The following is a 16,786-nucleotide window of genomic DNA, read 5'->3' on the forward strand; positions in this document are numbered from 1 at the left end:
TTTTCCAAACACCACTTCCCCGCATTGAAGGCTCTTACCCTGTCTTGAGCATGTTCCGCCCACCCCCGGCTACCCACCGAGGGCATATTCGCCGGCCGGCATCCAGGAGTCATCCCGTGTCATGTCATGCCAAGTGGCGGAACAAGCACCCCATCCGGGGGCAAAGTGACAGCATAATCATCGTTCAATGAAAAATCATCTTCATCCTGGGAAAGTAATCATCATTTTCCCCATGTCAAGGGCTGAAAGATGAAGTGGCAACAAGGGAGGAAAATAGCGAAAAGATAACCGGCATGTCAAGGAATGATTGACCGGAAAGGGTCTTCTGCCGCTAAATTACCATTGACTTTTTCAGGGTTCCCTTACTATAGTAAATAAAAAAGGGACCGGTGGGGCAGTAACTGCCCTTTTATTTTTTTATCCACGCGGACCTGCAAGTTCTGACACCTAGCTGGTGGGCATCATGGCATTCCATAACATCTGTGTCTATCCCGAGACAATCCTGGCCAGGAAAGCCCAGGACATCCTTAGTATTGATGATCAGATCGTCAACCTGGCAGCAGCCATGGTCGATACTATGTACGCCGCTCCGGGTGTCGGCCTGGCAGCGCCGCAGGTTGGTGTTTCCCAACGGCTGATTGTTGTTGATGCCGGCGAGGAACGGGGCAAAGCGCTCATCACCCTTATCAACCCGGTAATCGTCGCGGGTGAAGGTGCAGCAGCAGTGGAAGAAGGGTGCCTGAGTGTTCCCGGATTTACCGCCGAGGTGCAACGCCAGGGAGAAATTCAGGTTCGCGGTATCACCCTGGATGAAAAAGAACTTGAGTTTACCGCTGCCGGTTTTCTGGCCATCGTTCTGCAACACGAAATCGACCATTTGAACGGCATCCTGTTCATTGACCGGATAAGCCCGTTAAAACGTGATATTTTCCTCCGAAAGTTTAAAAAGGGGACCTTGCAGGAGTAATGAGGATTATTCTGGCGGCCACCGGCGCATTTGCGGTCCCTTCCCTGGAAGTCATTGCTGACCACCTCCAGCCTGAAAATCTGTTGATTATCAGCCAGCCTGACCGTCGTCGTGGGCGCGGCCGGCATCTCCAGCCATTCCCGGTCAAGCAGCTGGCCATGGAACGGCAGCTGGTAACGATAACTCCGGAAAAAATCACCAGTTCGGATATTATTGAACAGTGCACCGCCTTCGCGCCTGATTTTCTGGTGGCGGTGGACTACGGCCAGATTATCCCGGCATCGCTGATCTCTGTGCCCAGCCAAGCGGCTGTCAACCTGCATCCATCATTGCTGCCAGCCTATCGTGGACCAGCCCCCATGGTCTGGACCCTGCTTAATGGCGACCCGGTTACCGGAGTCACCACCCAGTTACTGGCGCCACAAGTTGACCGTGGCGATATCCTGTTGCAGGAAAAGGTTGCTGTTGAACAAAGTGAAACGCTGCCGCACCTGACAGACCGGTTAAGAATTCTCGGAGCCAAGCTGCTATGGGAAACTCTGAAGCAATGGCAGGCTGGCCGCATCACCCCTCGGCAGCAAGATGAGGCGCAGGCATCCTATGCTCCCATGCTGAAAAAGGAGGATGGCCTGCTGGACTGGCAGCAGGATGCGGAAAAACTGGAGCGACAAATACGGGCTCTCAACCCCTGGCCAGGAACTTTTACCTTTTGGCAGGGAAAACGGTTCAAGATCCTTGCTGCCGAAATCCCGCCGGCCATGGCTGCCGACCATAAGGCTCCGGGAACCGTGCTGATTGGCGATGGTCGGATTTTACTGGCTACCGGCAGCGGCTTTCTCCAGATTACCAGCGTACAGGCGGAAAATCGTCCCCGCCGCTCAGCCGGTGAATTTCTGCGGGGCAGCACACTGAAAACCGGCGACCGTTTTACCCGCCAGCCCTTACCATAATAACCTATGACAACAACACCTGACCTCCCCTCAAAAAAAAGGGTTTTTATCGGCCTGCTGATTATTACCTTTCTGACTCTGTCGATTGCGGTGGTCATCATTGGCTGGGTTGGTACGGTAGGTTTGCAGCAGCTGCATCCTGTGCTGCCGACCGTTGCCCAGCTACTGGTGGGTTTCTCGTTTATTTTCCTGGCCGGCATCATGGCACTGCTTATACTCACCGTCATTCTGGGCAAAGAACTGCCCTTTGGCCGAAAGCTTAGAGGATTGATGGTCAAGGTGTTCCTGCCAATGATGATGGCCATCGGCAGGTTGCTGGGAATTTCCCGTGACACCATTAAAAAATCGTTCATCGAAATCAACAACCAGCTCATTCTTTCCCGTCGTTTGCATTGCAATCCTGATCGCATCCTTATCCTGCTGCCCCACTGCCTGCAAGAGGCTGATTGCCAGCAAAAAATAACCACCAACATCGATAATTGCCAACAATGTGGCTTGTGTGACATCAAGGACCTGGTGAAACTGGCCAAAAGGTATGGCACCAAGATAGCAGTAGCCACCGGTGGCACCCTGGCCCGTAAAATTGTTCAAGACTACCGGCCGCAGATTATTATTGCCGTGGCTTGTGAACGTGACCTGACCAGCGGCATCAATGATACTTATCCACTGCCGGTATATGGCATCCTCAACCAGCGACCCAATGGTCCCTGCTGGAACACCCACGTCGCCATACAACAGGTTGAAAAAGCAATTTTACTGTTTACCAGAGCCTGATTTCCGCCCCATGTTCTTCACCAACGAATTGACCACTATTATTGAACGTCTCCTGGCGGGCAAGCTCAACCGGGCAGCCGGATTCCAGGGGTCGGCACTGGCCTTGTTTATCGCTCTGCTGGGCAAGCACCTGCACCAACCCCTGGTAGTCATCAGCGAAGAATACCAGCAGAGCCTTGCTCTAAGCAGGGATGTCATCACCTACCAGCAGATGATCGGGACAGAACAGCCTCCTGCAACAATCTGCTTCCCTCCCCTGCAACGGCTCCCCTACCAGCAGGTTCTCCCCCTGGTAACCGTGGAACAATCACGGATTGCCGCTCTGCACCGTCTTCGGCATGAAAAGCACTATCTGCTGTTCACCTCCCTGACCGCGCTTATTGATCGGATGGCGGAACCGTCATCGTTCTACAATCGTTTTTTCACCCTCCACTGGGGGGCCAGCATCGACCGTGAGCAGCTTGCCGAACAGCTGCAAAACAACGGTTATATCCGGGTACCGACAGTTGATGAACCGGGAGATTTCAGTGTCCGGGGCAGTATTATTGACCTCTTTTCCCCGCTTTATGCGCAACCTTTCAGGCTTGATTTTTTCGGTGATGAGCTGGAATCCATCAGACCCTTTGACCCGGTCTCCCAGAAAAGCCAGGCGATTGAAAAAGAATCGGTAGATATTGCCCCAGCCCATGAAATTCTGCTCCCCAAAAACCGCGACAAGGTTAAAAATCGCCTGAAAGAGCAGTTCATTGCCCTCAATGACCCCCGGATTGAGCTGTCTCTCACCTATGAAAAGCTCGAACGGGGGACGCATTTTGCCGGCATCGATACCCTGCTGCCGGCCATCTCTCCCGTTCCCCATGGCCTGACCAGTTATCTGGCTGACACCATCATCCCTATCTTTGTCACCCCTCATTTGCTGATGGAAAAGCTCACTACCCTGCGGGAGCTGTTAACCGATGCCTATGAAAAAACCATCGCCAGACATCAGTTTGCCTTTCCACCCGACGGCTATCTCCTGAATTGTCTGGAACCACGACAGCTTTTCCCCGGTCGGGGACAGCTTATGATTGAAGACCTCCTGCCTGTTGACGGCAATGACGACCAACTTGTCACCATCGACAGCCGGTCAAACCAGGATCTGCGGGATGCGGTGCTGCGTTTTGCCGCCCACCAGCAGGAACGGTTGTTCACCCCGGCAGCAGACATTATTGCCGGCTGGCTCAGACAACAGCAGCAGGTTGTTTTTTGTGGCAAAAGCCCATCAGGAATTGAACGGGCAAAAAAACTGCTGGCTGAATATGACCTTCCGTTTACCTCCATAAACTCGATTGCCGGCATCCTGCAACAACCGTTGGCAACCGACACCATCAACCTCGTGCATGCCCCCCTCAGTCAAGGATCCCGGCTGGTTGATGACCGCCTGGTCATCCTTACCGAAACCGATTTGTTCGGCATCAAAAAAGCTGCCCGAACCCAGCGGACAAAGTCCTTAAAACCGTTTCAAGATGATTTTTCCGCACTTGAAACCGGCAGTTACATCACCCATATTGATCACGGCATCGGCATTTACCGGGGGCTGCAAACCCTGCAGGTGGAAGGCATCACCAATGATTATCTGGTACTGCAGTACCAGGGAGATGACCTGGTGTATGTTCCGGTGGATCGTTTTCACCTCATCCATGCCTATCACGGCAACCCGGAGCACGCACCAAAACTCACCAAGCTGGGAAGCAGTCAATGGGATCGGGAAAAAAGCAAAGCCCGGCAGGCAATTGATGATCTGCTGGTGGAGCTTATTGACCTTTATGCCAGCCGGCAGGTGGAAAAAGGCTATGCTTATCCAGCTCCGGATGCCGTTTTTGACGAATTTGCCGCCAGCTTTCCCTACGAGGAAACCACCGATCAGCAACAGGCGATAACTGAAGTGGTAGATGATCTGATGGCTGAGGGCCCCATGGACCGCCTCATTTGTGGTGACGTCGGTTATGGCAAAACGGAGGTCGCTATTCGGGCTGTTTTTCTGGCGGTCACCAACGGCAAGCAGGCCGCGATTCTGGTACCCACCACCATTCTGGCACAGCAGCATTACCTCACCTTCAAGGAACGTTTTGCCGCCTATCCTCTTGTCGTTGAAATGCTCAGTCGTTTCAGAAGCCCACAACAGCAAAAGGAGATTGTCGCCGGACTGCGCCGGGGAACGGTTGATGTGGTAATCGGCACCCACCGGCTACTGCAAAAAGATATCATCTTCAAGGATCTCGGGCTGCTGGTCTTGGACGAGGAGCACAAGTTCGGTGTCCGTCATAAGGAAAAACTGACCTCGCTGAAAAAAAATATCGACGTGCTGGCCATGAGTGCAACGCCTATTCCCCGTACGCTGCAGATGTCTTTAAGCGGCATGCGGACCATGAGCAGCATTACCACCGCCCCCCGGGATCGACTGGCAGTCCGCACCTATGTCGCCGCCTACGATGATGACCTTGTCAAGGAAGCAGTTGCCAAGGAGGTGGGACGTGGTGGCCAGGTCTTTTTTGTCCACAATTCAGTCCAGACTATTGAAGCAATGGCCAATCACCTCAGGAGCCTGCTGCCCAGCATCTCTCTGACGGTTGCCCACGGTCAGATGCCGGCGGCTGAACTGGAAAAGGTCATGGTTGCCTTCGCCAGTCACCGTTTCGATCTGCTTCTCTGCACGACGATTATCGAATCCGGGCTTGATATTCCCAACGCCAATACAATTATCATCAACAAAGCCAATGCGTTCGGCCTGGCTCAGCTCTATCAGCTGCGCGGCCGGGTTGGCAGAGCACAGAAAAAAGCCTATGCCTACCTACTGGTCCCAGCTCTGGATCAATTGCCTCAGGATGCCCGCCGCCGGCTGACGGCTCTTGCTGAAGCCAGTGAACTGGGAGCAGGATTTCGCATTGCCATGCAGGATCTTGAAATTCGTGGAGCCGGGAATCTTCTGGGGAAAAAACAGTCGGGTCACATTGCCGCTATCGGCTATGAGCTCTACCAGGAGCTCCTGACCGAGGCGGTTGAAGAGCGGCAGGGTCAGCTGCGAGAAAAAAGGGTTGAACCGGAGGTCCATATCAATATACCGGCCTATTTGCCAGCCCCTTACATTGCCGATGTTGCCGTGCGGCTGCAAACTTACAAGCGGATTTCCCTGTGTACCGATGAACAGTCATTATACCTTCTCGAAGATGAGCTTATGGATCGCTTCGGTCCACTGCCGGATGCGGTGCAGGAGCTGCTTAACCAGAGAAGGTTAAAACTGCTGCTCATGGACTATAGCATCCGCTTTTTTGAAGTGGGCAAAAGTCGGGTTGCTATTCACTTCGGGCCCGACCGCCCGCCTGAAACAGCAGCGATCATGGCCTTGATTAGCGAGGCAGCAACAACCTATCAGCTTATCCCTGATGACGGGCTGCTGGTAAAACAGCAGATCGAAGGCAGGGAGCTCCTTCCCTGGACCCGAAACCTGTTGCAAAAAATCTTTTAACCTGCTAGAATTTTTGATTTTACGGCAATTTACACAGCGCATGCACCGCATGCACAGGAGAATAGTGATTATGCACTCCACCTTAAGACATTGGGCCATCGTGGGTTTCATTTTTTTGACCATGGTTTTCATGCTGCCAGCCCCCCTGTTGGCTGAAGAAGGCGCCGAACAGATTCTGGCCACCATTGGCAGCGAACAGATAACCCTTGCCGATTTTGATCAGGAACTGGCCAAGTTGCCTCCGCAGTATCAGCAGATGGCAACCGATCCGGCAATCAAAAAGGAATTCCTGGATACCCTGGTTACCCAGTACGTCATCTACCAGGAAGGGCTACAGCAAAAGCTGCTGGAAAAGGATTTGATCCGGGAAAAAATTGAAGATTTCAGCAAAAAACTGGTGGTTGCTTATCTGCTCGACCAAGAGGTCAATAAAAAAGTCCAGGAAATCAGCAGTGATGAGCTGCACACTTACTATGAGCAACATCTCAATCAGTTTCAGCAACCGCAGCAGGTCAAAGCCCGACACATTCTGGTGGCCAACCGGGAGGAAGCGGAAACCATTCTTTCTCATCTGCAACAGGGGGAGGATTTTTCCAGCCTGGCAAAAGCCCATTCCACCTGCCCCAGTAAGGCTCGAGGTGGTGATCTGGGATTCTTCACCAGCGATCAGATGGTCAAAGAGTTTTCCGATGCCGCCTTTTCACTGGAGCCGGGAGAGATAAGCCCGGTGGTGAAGACCCAGTTTGGCTATCATATCATCCTGGTAGATGAAAAAAAGGCAGCAGCCCAGCAATCCTTCGATGATGTCAAGGAAGCGCTCACTGAAAAAATGCGGGCCGAACGGAAAAATGAATATTTTGCCAACTACGTTGCCGCGTTGAAAAAACAGCACAATGTGAAAATGTTTCCTGAACGGTTGCAGGACAACAAGTAGCCACTGGTCTTTTATCCGTTGGACCCCGCAGTGTCAGGTCCCCGGACAAACACCGGAACTAATGAATCAGTAGCAATGTCGTATCCAGACGGCCGATGAATGACCAGCTGACATGAACGGGGATCCGGACGAATTGTCAGCCCGTTAATCGATGAGCTCATCAATAAATAATGGCAATCCAGCTGCAGAGAGAATTTTCGTTTATCCGGCGATGATCTTTCCTCACCTTTCCCGCTATAAGTGGCTGCTGATCTCCCTGCTGCTTCTGATTGGCAGCGCTTGCAACAGCCGTGACCATGTTGTCGCCACCGTTGGCGATCAACGCATCATGCAAACTGAACTGGAGAAACGGCTCCAGGATTACCAAGCTGATTACCCCCACACCACCTCCCGGGATCCGGCAGACGCTGCTGCGTTGGAAGCCTTTCTGCTTGACCAGATCATCGATGAGACCTTGCTGGCCTTGGAAGGAAAGCAGCGCGGTCTCGATACTGGGGAAGAGGAGCAGGGGGAACTGGCGCATAAAACAATGATCGCCCTGGGGAAAGAGGTCAGTTATCCTTCCCATCAGGAAACGCTCGACTATTACCACAGCCACGAGAAGGAGTTTACGCTTCAGAAGCGTTATCAGGTCACCCATATTCTGCTTGCCGACGAGCACCGTGCTTGGGAACTGAAGGAAGAGATTGAGGCTGGTCGGCTATCCATGGAAGACGCCGCCAGCCAGTATTCTCAGGGTGAAGAAGCGGAACGAAAAGGCCAACTGCAACCCATGACCCTTGATGATTTTCTGCCGGAAATTGCCGCAATTATCCCCCGCCTGCGAGCCGGGGCCATCAGCCCGGTCATCCATACGCCATATGGCTACCATTTGCTGCGCGTGGACCAGAGTCTGCCGGCCGGGCCGCTCCCCTTTGCAACGGTGGAAAACCGGGTCAAAGACACCCTTTACGCATTGAAACTACGGCTGCACTATGAAAACTGGCTGAAAGCCAGCCGGAACCGTTATCATGTAACAATCAATCACCAAGGAACCAACTGATGGCACCAAGAAAAAAACTGCTTCTCTGGATTTTTCCAGCACTCATTCTTTTGGGCACCGGCCTACCGGCAGCAGTTGTCCGGGCTCAGGTTGTCGACCGCCTGCTGGTGGTCGTCGGCGATCAGGTAATCACCAGCCATGATCTGCAACAGGCCGTAAACCTGGAATTCGGCAAACAGCAGTTTGCCACCTTTCCTTCCGGCAAACAGCAGGAGGAGCAGAAACGACACCTGCAAAAACTGGTTGATGAGCTGCTGCTGGCATACAAAGCTAAAAAAAGCGGTATTGAGGTGAGTGACGAAGAACTGCAACATACCATCGACCGGGTGATGCAGCAGAACAACATGGATTTGGCAGCTTTAAAACAGGCGTTGCAACTGCAGGGTATGACTTTTGAAAATTACCGGCTGAAACTCGCCAAAGATCTTCTGCAAACCAAGTTTATCAACCAGGAAATCAAGTCCCATATTATCCTGCCCGAACAGGAGATCTATCGCTACGCTAAGGAGAACAATTTATTGCCCACCGTAAAAGATTACGTCACCCTGGCTCAGATTCTTCTCCTGGAAGAGGATTCTCCGGCTGGCAAGGCACAGCTCGAAAGGAAAATTACTGAAATAAGAAGTCGACTGGCAGCAGGAGAATCATTCTTCGCTCTGGCCGAAGAATTTTCCGTCGGCCCGGCGGCCAAAAAAGGCGGCCGTCTGGGGACTTTCAACAAGGGGAGTCTGCTGCCGGAGATTGAAGCCGTTGCTTTTGGCAAGTTACCGCTCAACGAGATGAGTCACACTATCAAGACAGACTATGGCAGCCACCTGATCATGGTATTGCAGCGTTCCAATGGCCAGGAAGAGGCTGGTGGTCTGGATCCTGAGCTGGAAAATAAAATTAAAAACATCCTTTTTGGCAAGAAAGTCCAGGCTGAACTGGAAGAAATGCTGGTAAAGCTTCGCCAGGAAGTTCCCATCAGCTATAAAAACTGACAATCCTTTTAGGCTCGGTGGCAGCTGCTTCACCGCTGCTGACCAACGTTTCCAAGGTTTCTTTCAACGTTTCAATCCCCGTATGGGTAAACGATGAAACGGCCAGCAGCTGCCGGGCGCCGTTACCGGTCAATAGGGGAGCCAAACTCTCCATCAACTGGGTAAGCCGGTCGTCGGACAACGTATCAATCTGCGCCAGCACCACCAGTTTTACCCGTTCAACCAGCTGGGGCTGATATGCAGCCAGTTCCGCCATCACGGTAGTAAAATCATCCGCCAGCAACCCGGCATCATCTCGGTTCCTGACCGACAGCAGATGAACCAGAACCTGGGTTCGCTCTACATGCTTCAAAAACCGGATACCCAGGCCGCTGCCCTGGTGAGCATTTTCAATCAGCCCGGGGATATCGGCGATAACAACGTTGCGATAATCACTCCCTGACATAATCCCCAAGTTAGGATTCAAGGTCGTAAAGGGATAGTCGGCAACTTTTGGTTTGGCCGCCGACAGAACCGAAATGAGTGTTGATTTGCCGGCATTCGGCAAGCCCACCAAACCTACCTGGGCAATCACCTTTAAAATCAGTCGGAGCTTTTTCTCTTCACCTGCCTCTCCCGGCTGGGCAAAACGGGGGGTACGCATCGTCGAGGAACTGAAGTGAGTATTCCCCTTGCCGCCACGACCGCCACTGGCTACCTGCAACCGTTGCCCCGGCGCCATCACCTCACCGCATAACACCTGCTCCTGCGGATCAGCACCAAGCTCCCATACCTCTGTCCCCAAGGGCACCATAATCTCCAGGTTCGGACTGGCAGCACCATCTCGTCGCTTTCCGGCACCGTTACCTCCCTTTGCCACTCGATAATGACGCTGATAAACCAGGTCCAACAGCGAACCTTTCTGGGGATCACCGACCAGGAAAACATCACCTCCCTTGCCGCCGTTGCCACCATCAGGACCTCCCCTGGGAACAAATTTTTCCCGGCGGAAGCTGACGCAGCCGTTGCCGCCATCGCCAGCCTGGACCTCAATGGTTACCTCATCAATAAATCTCATCATGCATCCCAAAAAAAATGAGCCCCGGCAGGGGCTCATCATTAACTATCCAGCCACACTATCTTCCCTGCTCAACCATCAGGCAATCGCCTCAACAGGAAAAACGCTTACTTTCTTCCGCTTTTTATCCAAACGTTCAAAGGCAACAACTCCGTCAGCCAGAGCGAACAGGGTATCGTCCTTGCCACGCCCCACATTGGATCCGGGATGAATCTTGGTTCCCCGCTGCCGCACAAGGATACTGCCCGCCGAAACCTGCTGGCCGGCAAAACGCTTTACACCCAGGCGCTTACTGACACTGTCGCGACCATTACTGGTACTGCCACCGCCCTTTTTATGTGCCATTATCTCTCTCCTCTACCCCTACAGAGAATAGGTCAAGTTATACGGTTATTTCTCCGATTTTCACATCGGTCACATACTGACGATGGCCGCGCATCTTACGATAGCCCTTCCGCCGCTTCGATTTAAACACCAGAATTTTCTTGGCCCGCTTCTGGTCAACAATTTCACCGACAACCCTGGCACTGTCGAGAACAGGATTGCCGACGGTCAACGCACCGTCTTTTTCAACGGCCAGCACCTCGGGAAATTCAACCGTGTCACCGGTATTTCCCTCAAGTTTTTCCACCTGGATAATCTGGCCAGGAATCACACGGTACTGCTTTCCGCCAGTTTTAACTACGGCATACATGAGATACCCTCTCCTTTAATGTCACTGCAAAGGGGCATGGTCACACTCTGACAGCCCATCACGACGCAGCCGGGGATAACGATTTTCCCCCTCACCCATAATTTTTCGGATGCCCCTCCAACAGGGGAACTGGTATATATGGTATTACGTTGCAGATGTCAAGAAATTTTATCCCTCTCTAATGGGCAAGACGAAAGGGAAAATCTGCCTTTTCCCCCTGCAGGACAACCCCAGCAGTAAAAGGCAGATTTAAATTGGCAACCAGAGCAACAGCGTAATCAGGGAAAACCCGGGTGACGATGATATCAGCATATTTATCCCCGTAGACCTTGGTTGTCGGATTACGCCAGAAAGCATTCTCCCGGTCATAAGCAGCATAGACCTCGCCAATTTTCACTCCGCCGCTCTCACCCTGATCGATAACAATAAATGAACCGGAGTCGGCCAGCCGGCGTCCTTTATCAATGGCCAGCACCGTAGCTGCCACGGTTGTTTGCCCGGGCTGAATCTTTATGCTTGCCGGATAGGTCTGGAAAGGAATAAGCCGGTCACCGGGAACCACCTGGGCTTTGCCGGCAAGCAGCTCCCCCTGCCAGGCATATTTCTCGCGGGCACCTCTGATTCTGGCAACGGCCACTTCCTGGTATAAATGATAAGGTTTACCACGATGGGAAATTTCATCAACGTAATGGATAACTTTCACCAACTCACCCGAATTGAAAGAGTTGGAGGGGTCATCGAAGAAAAAACGGTCACCAATAATCAACAAGTCATTCATCCCCTCTCCCCCCTTGACCTGGGGGAAGTCATCAGCCATGGCGGCAAAGAGAATCGGACAAAAATTATTTTTCTGGGGAATACTGACCGTCCCCTCCTCTGCCGGTGAGGGCTGTGGGGCAGCGGATGCCGCTGAGTCTGCCGCAGGTTTTGCCGCCTTTTCTTTGCCGGGCCGGGGAAAGACGTTGAGTTTGTTGCCCGGGTAGATCCAGTGGGGATCAAGGATGTAGGGGTTGGCTCCCCACAAGGTCGGCCATTGCCAGGGGGTCAGGTAGAAGCGTTCTGACAAATCCCACAGGGTATCACCCTTTTTGATGACATACACCTCACTTTTCCCGGATTTGAGTGCCTGGGTAACAACGCCATCCAGGGCATCATCAGCCTTAGCAGTCCCAACACCCAGAAAAAGCAGCATAAGCAGGAAAACACTGAACAGTAGCATGGCGGTACGTTTCATCGTCAACTCCCTTCGATTGACACTGCCGGCAGGCCTTGGAGCTATAATTCCTTCAACTTATCAATGGCGATCGCGGCACTGTTGCTGTCCGGATATTTTTCAACCACTTGTTGAAAATACTCTTTGGCCTTATGGTTAATGCCGATCATCTGAAATGACATGCCGATTTTCAGGAGACTTCCCGGCACCTTCTTGCTGTCGGGATAATCCTGCACCAAGCGTTTAAACTCTGTTATCGCCTGGGCAAACCCCGATAATGAGTAGTAGTTTTCCCCCAACCAGTAAAGGGCATTGCCAGCCATTTCATGCTGAGGATAGGAACGCATGAAAGCTTGGAACATCTCAATGGATTTTTCAAAATTGTCGTTTTTATAGTATTGAAATGCCTGCTGGTAGGTCATCTCCGCTGTCGTCCCGGAAGATGTTTGCCCTTCTCCCGCAATCGTCGGCTCCATTTTTGCGGCGGCGGCTGGCTTTGCTGCCGGCATGGATTTCTTGACCTGCTTTTCGGCAACGGCTGCAGCCGGTACTGATGTCAGGCGTTGACTGTTCTTTAAAGTCAGATCACGGATACCATTGACCTTAAGCCGCAGATCCTGCAGTTCGGCTTGCAACGCCTCCCGCTTCACCTCCAGATCCTGAAGCTGCTGCTCCAGCTGGCTCACCTTACTTTGCAAATTCTGTACCTCCTGACGTTCATCAAGGGGAACCTTGCAGGAAACACACAAACAGAGAAAGCCACAGACAATAACAACCAGAAAACGTTGCATCTTTTTCAACCTCACCAGAAACAAGTCATGCGACCAGGCTAGCGGGAAGAGGCATTCTCCCAATCAGCCAGAAACTTCTCAATGCCAATATCGGTCAGCGGATGTTTGGCCAACTGCATCATCACTTTGAACGGTATGGTTGCCACGTCGGCCCCCATTTCAGCTGCCGCCAGCACATGCTGGGGGTGGCGAATGCTGGCCACAATAATTTTGGTCTGGTAGCCGTAATTATCAAAAATCAGAGCTATCTGCTGCACCAGTTCCATGCCGTCAGCGGCAATATCATCCAGCCGACCAACAAAAGGACTGACATAGGTAGCCCCGGCCTTGGCAGCCAGCAACGCCTGAAGAGGGGAAAAAATCAAGGTAACATTGGTCTTTATGCCCCTATCGGCAAGAATCTTTACCGCCTTTAGCCCTTCTGCAGTCATGGGAATCTTAATTACAATATTGTCACCAAGCACGACCAGTTTTTCTGCTTCAGCCACCATTTCATCGGCCTTAAGGGAAATGACCTCAGCACTGACCGGCCCGGAAACCAGGGCACTGATCTCAGCGAGCATCGCGATAAAATCTCCGCCCTCCTTGGCAACCAGGGATGGATTGGTGGTCACCCCATCAACCAGACCATAGTCACTAGCCTGTCTGATCTCTTCCAAGTTGGCAGTATCAATAAAAAATTCCATACATCTCCTCCATAATTTATCCGCAAGACACAGTATTCAGGATTACTTTCTGCAACACGACAACCGGTGGAACTTCCCCCTGGTGCCGCTGCTGGAAATGGCAAACCAGGGAGGCAATACTCTCTCCGAGTTCAGGATGGATGAATGACGCAGCAATTTCCTGTAAAGGATACAGGACAAAACCACGGTCGGCAATCGCCGGATGGGGAATCGTTAATTTACTCTGCCTGATAATCAGATCCCCATAGAAAAGGATATCAAGATCAATGGTTCTCGGTCCCCAGCGAACGGTACGAACCCGGCCTAAATGATCTTCGATCGCGAGGAGTGCTTGCAGGAGAGCATCAGGGGATAGGGACGTTGCGAGACGACAGACACCGTTGAGGAAGTTTCCCTGATCCGCAAATCCCACCGGGGCCGTTTCGTAAATGGAAGAAACCTGGATTATTCTGGTTTCGGGAAGCGCCGCAATCTGCTCCAATGCCTGTTTAATATATCCCAGGCGATCACCAAGGTTGGTGCCAAAACCAATGTAAACAGACAATGCACACTACCCGTTGCCGGCCGAATCGGACTCTTTCCGGGCATCCGTTGATCCGCTGCCGTTCTCCGGCGTCACATCAATCTCTTCCGGTTTTTCATGCGACGCTTTTCTGAAATTGCGGATCCCTTTGCCCAGGGCGCCGCCGATTTCCGGCAGTTTACCGGTCCCGAAAATGATCAGGATAATAACCAGGATAATGATCAGCTCAGGCATGCCTATACCAAACATAGGGCAACTCCTCTTCATTTGGTGAGCCAGTTCGAAAAATCAGCAAACTGGCGGAAGTGTATGGGAATCGAACCCACCTTCCTGGGTACTAGCCAGAAACACTGGATTTGAAGTCCAGGCCGCCCACCAGTGACGGAGACACTTCCTCCACTTCCTGCTCTGGTCGTATAACAGCATTTCTCAGGCAAGTCAATAATATCCAGGGAATTGCGCTACTGCCGATCATCAGTATTTAGATGGCAATTCCATAGATATAAACAATTGAAAAAACCAATAGCATTGCTAAATTCTATTTGCAATTACATCTCTTTACCGTATAATCCAACCATCCAAGTTATTAGCTATAAAAGCTCAAGGGAGATAAGTTCATGAGCAACATCTATCTGGATGTACGGGGCAAGGCCTGCCCGCAGCCGGTTGTTGAAACCAAAAAAGCCCTCGATCAGGTTGCCGAGGGGATGATCACTGTCCACCTGAATGCGGAACCGTCGGCCGTCAACGTCAGCCGTTTTGCCATCAGCCAGGGATGTACGGTCACTCGCAAGGAGGAAGCGGATGGCAGCATCACGCTGGAAATCATCAAAGGCTTCAGCTGTGAGATCCCGGCGAGCCAGCCAACGTCGACAGCAGTGCAACCAGCTGGCAACCTGGTCATCTATATCAACGACCAGTATATGGGCAAAGGGGATGTCCAGCTGGGAAAAATCCTGATGAAAGCCTTTCTGAAAACCCTGATTGAAGTTTCCATCAAACCTCGCCACCTTATCTTTGTCAACAGTGCCGTGTATTTGACCTGCGCCGGCTCTGAAGAACTTGCAACCATTACAACCCTGGAACAGGAAGGCACCACCATTCTTTCCTGCGGCACCTGCCTTGACTTTTACCACCTGAAAGACCGTCTCCAGGTGGGGCAGATGTCCAACATGTTTGAGATTGCCTCTCTGCTGCTGGAAGCTACCCAGGTAGTCACTCCATGATCTACCTGGACAACGGCGCCACTTCATTTCCCAAACCACCGGCAGTCATGGAGGCCATGACCCGCTACGCAACGGCCGTCGGTGCCAGTCCCGGACGTTCCGGCCACCGCCTGGCAGCCGATGCCGGACGGCTGGTTTTCCAGGCCCGTGAACTGGCTGCCAGTCTCCTGAAAGCACCTGATTCCAGCCGCATCATCTTCACCAAGAACGCCACTGAAGCCTTGAACCTGGCAATCCTCGGCCTGGCCCGCAGCGGCAGCCGCATACTGACCACGACCATTGAACACAACTCCGTCATCCGCCCGTTGCGCTATCTGGAGCAGCAAGGACAGATAATCCTCGACCTGATCCCGGTCAATCCTGAGGGGGAAGTATCGTTTGAGGTTCTCCAGCAGCTCCTTAACAAGCACACCTATCAGCTGGCCATCATCAATCACGGCTCCAACGTTACCGGCAGCATCAGTCCTCTGCAAGAGATCATCCCCCTTTTCAGGAAGCAGGAGATCACGGTCATTGTTGACGGCGCCCAGACAGCCGGTGCCATCCCCATCGATATGGATGATCTGGATATTGATATTTTTTGTTTTACCGGCCACAAAAGTCTTTTGGGGCCCCAAGGGACCGGCGGACTGTACCTCAAAAGCGGCATCAATCCCCTGCCCCTGATCCGGGGAGGAACCGGCAGCCGCTCGGAAGCCGAATATCAACCGGAGTTTCTCCCTGATTATTATGAAAGCGGCACTCCCAACACCATTGGCCTGGCAGGGCTGGCGGCCGGGCTGGACTTCGTCAATAAAAGTACGGTGGCAGCAATTCATCGCCACGAATATGCTTTAACCCGGCACCTTTGTGAAGAACTGAAAAACATCCCCGGACTCACCCTGCACGGCCCGCCAGTGGGAAAAGACCGCCTGCCGGTCATCTCCTTTACTATCGACCACCTGGCCCCCTCTGAAATCGGCTTTCACCTGGATCGGCAGTACGACATGATGGTCCGGGTCGGCCTGCACTGCGCCCCGCTGGCGCATAAAACCATTGGCACCTTCCCCCGGGGAACCGTCCGCCTGACTCCTGGCTATTTCAATACCATGGAGGAGATGGAAAAGACGGCCAGAGCAATCCGGCAGATCGCCGGATCTTCACGTTGACGCCTCCTGCCATGAATTCCATGCACACCTATCTGTTGTTCGACTCCATCCACCAGGTTATGAAAGCTGAATCCCTGCTAAAAACCGCAGGGATTGACACTGATCTGGTTCCCGTACCAAAAGAGATCAGCTCCGACTGCGGCATGTGCGTCGCCTTTCGCCAAAACGACCTGCAGCTGATCATGGCCGCCCTGTCCCATCATCCCTTTTCCTGCACGGTACGCATTTATCGCCGGGCTGCACCACAGGGCTACAACCTGATAGCAGACCTGCCTCCCGCATCATCCTGAGGA

At 52.5% G+C, this 16,786-nt stretch carries 18 protein-coding genes and 1 tRNA gene; 10 read left to right on the plus strand and 9 right to left on the minus strand.

Translation table 11 applies throughout. The features are described 5' to 3' along the window. Nucleotides 1–463: 463 nt before the first annotated feature. From def to JXO50_04665, 7 genes are all read left to right on the plus strand, one after another. Nucleotides 464–967: a peptide deformylase gene (gene def / locus JXO50_04635; protein MBN2332377.1), complete on the plus strand. Its 504-nt coding sequence runs from the start codon at nucleotides 464–466 to the stop codon at nucleotides 965–967. Next, nucleotides 967–1,917 carry a methionyl-tRNA formyltransferase gene (locus JXO50_04640; GenBank protein ID MBN2332378.1) on the plus strand — a complete coding sequence of 317 codons (951 nt, stop codon included), beginning with the start codon at nucleotides 967–969 and terminating at the stop codon, nucleotides 1,915–1,917. The genes def and JXO50_04640 overlap by 1 nt, the downstream gene beginning before the upstream one ends. 6 nt (nucleotides 1,918–1,923) lie before the next feature. Then, nucleotides 1,924–2,691, plus strand: a complete 768-nt coding sequence (locus JXO50_04645; protein MBN2332379.1) for a DUF116 domain-containing protein — start codon at nucleotides 1,924–1,926, stop codon at nucleotides 2,689–2,691. 10 nt (nucleotides 2,692–2,701) lie between these two features. After that, nucleotides 2,702–6,196 carry a transcription-repair coupling factor gene (gene mfd, locus JXO50_04650; GenBank protein ID MBN2332380.1) on the plus strand — a complete coding sequence of 1,165 codons (3,495 nt, stop codon included), beginning with the start codon at nucleotides 2,702–2,704 and terminating at the stop codon, nucleotides 6,194–6,196. Nucleotides 6,197–6,266: 70 nt separating this feature from the next. Further along, nucleotides 6,267–7,130, plus strand: coding sequence for a peptidylprolyl isomerase (locus tag JXO50_04655; GenBank protein ID MBN2332381.1), 864 nt, complete (start codon nucleotides 6,267–6,269; stop codon nucleotides 7,128–7,130). A 151-nt stretch (nucleotides 7,131–7,281) separates the two neighbouring features. Beyond that, nucleotides 7,282–8,172 carry a peptidyl-prolyl cis-trans isomerase gene (locus tag JXO50_04660; GenBank protein ID MBN2332382.1) on the plus strand — a complete coding sequence of 297 codons (891 nt, stop codon included), beginning with the start codon at nucleotides 7,282–7,284 and terminating at the stop codon, nucleotides 8,170–8,172. Then, nucleotides 8,172–9,155 (plus strand): peptidylprolyl isomerase, encoded by a 984-nt coding sequence (locus tag JXO50_04665; GenBank protein ID MBN2332383.1) that lies wholly within the window; start codon nucleotides 8,172–8,174, stop codon nucleotides 9,153–9,155. The genes JXO50_04660 and JXO50_04665 overlap by 1 nt, the downstream gene beginning before the upstream one ends. On the opposite strand, the gene obgE is transcribed toward JXO50_04665, so the two are convergent. The 9 genes from obgE to JXO50_04710 all read right to left on the minus strand — a co-directional run bounded on the left by obgE (nucleotide 9,139) and on the right by JXO50_04710 (nucleotide 14,514). After that, entirely contained in the window at nucleotides 9,139–10,212 is a 1,074-nt protein-coding gene (obgE, locus tag JXO50_04670) for a GTPase ObgE (protein MBN2332384.1), read from the minus strand. The two genes, JXO50_04665 and obgE, sit on opposite strands and share 17 nt — an antisense overlap. A gap of 78 nt (nucleotides 10,213–10,290) precedes the next feature. Next, a complete protein-coding gene (gene rpmA, locus JXO50_04675) occupies nucleotides 10,291–10,557 on the minus strand; it encodes a 50S ribosomal protein L27 (protein ID MBN2332385.1) in 267 nt (88 codons plus the stop codon). A 37-nt stretch (nucleotides 10,558–10,594) separates the two neighbouring features. Continuing rightward, on the minus strand, nucleotides 10,595–10,906 hold the full coding sequence (gene rplU, locus JXO50_04680; GenBank protein ID MBN2332386.1) for a 50S ribosomal protein L21: 312 nt from the start codon (nucleotides 10,904–10,906) through the stop codon (nucleotides 10,595–10,597). 178 nt (nucleotides 10,907–11,084) lie between these two features. Further along, nucleotides 11,085–12,140 (minus strand): LysM peptidoglycan-binding domain-containing protein, encoded by a 1,056-nt coding sequence (locus tag JXO50_04685; GenBank protein ID MBN2332387.1) that lies wholly within the window; start codon nucleotides 12,138–12,140, stop codon nucleotides 11,085–11,087. 41 nt (nucleotides 12,141–12,181) lie between these two features. Next, entirely contained in the window at nucleotides 12,182–12,910 is a 729-nt protein-coding gene (ybgF, locus tag JXO50_04690) for a tol-pal system protein YbgF (GenBank protein ID MBN2332388.1), read from the minus strand. Between the two features lie 38 nt (nucleotides 12,911–12,948). Further along, nucleotides 12,949–13,596 carry a fructose-6-phosphate aldolase gene (gene fsa, locus JXO50_04695; protein MBN2332389.1) on the minus strand — a complete coding sequence of 216 codons (648 nt, stop codon included), beginning with the start codon at nucleotides 13,594–13,596 and terminating at the stop codon, nucleotides 12,949–12,951. Between the two features lie 16 nt (nucleotides 13,597–13,612). After that, nucleotides 13,613–14,140 (minus strand): 2-amino-4-hydroxy-6-hydroxymethyldihydropteridine diphosphokinase, encoded by a 528-nt coding sequence (gene folK / locus JXO50_04700; protein MBN2332390.1) that lies wholly within the window; start codon nucleotides 14,138–14,140, stop codon nucleotides 13,613–13,615. A gap of 6 nt (nucleotides 14,141–14,146) precedes the next feature. Then, entirely contained in the window at nucleotides 14,147–14,368 is a 222-nt protein-coding gene (locus JXO50_04705) for a twin-arginine translocase TatA/TatE family subunit (GenBank protein MBN2332391.1), read from the minus strand. Between the two features lie 48 nt (nucleotides 14,369–14,416). Continuing rightward, nucleotides 14,417–14,514, minus strand: a tRNA-Sec gene (locus tag JXO50_04710). A gap of 222 nt (nucleotides 14,515–14,736) precedes the next feature. Between JXO50_04710 and yedF the strand changes: the two genes are divergently transcribed. The 3 genes from yedF to JXO50_04725 are packed head-to-tail and all read left to right on the plus strand — an operon-like array spanning nucleotide 14,737 to nucleotide 16,783. Continuing rightward, a complete protein-coding gene (gene yedF / locus JXO50_04715; protein MBN2332392.1) occupies nucleotides 14,737–15,345 on the plus strand; it encodes a sulfurtransferase-like selenium metabolism protein YedF in 609 nt (202 codons plus the stop codon). Further along, the gene (locus JXO50_04720) at nucleotides 15,342–16,493 is read left to right on the plus strand and encodes an aminotransferase class V-fold PLP-dependent enzyme (GenBank protein MBN2332393.1); all 1,152 of its coding nucleotides are present in this window, start codon (nucleotides 15,342–15,344) and stop codon (nucleotides 16,491–16,493) included. The genes yedF and JXO50_04720 overlap by 4 nt, the downstream gene beginning before the upstream one ends. Nucleotides 16,494–16,513: 20 nt before the next feature. Further along, entirely contained in the window at nucleotides 16,514–16,783 is a 270-nt protein-coding gene (locus JXO50_04725; GenBank protein MBN2332394.1) for a DUF3343 domain-containing protein, read from the plus strand. The last annotated feature ends 3 nt before the right edge of the window (nucleotides 16,784–16,786 follow it).

The sequence above is a fragment of the Candidatus Anaeroferrophillus wilburensis genome, assembly GCA_016934315.1.
In the GTDB taxonomy this organism is placed as follows: Bacteria; Desulfobacterota; Anaeroferrophillalia; order Anaeroferrophillales; family Anaeroferrophillaceae; genus Anaeroferrophillus; species Anaeroferrophillus wilburensis.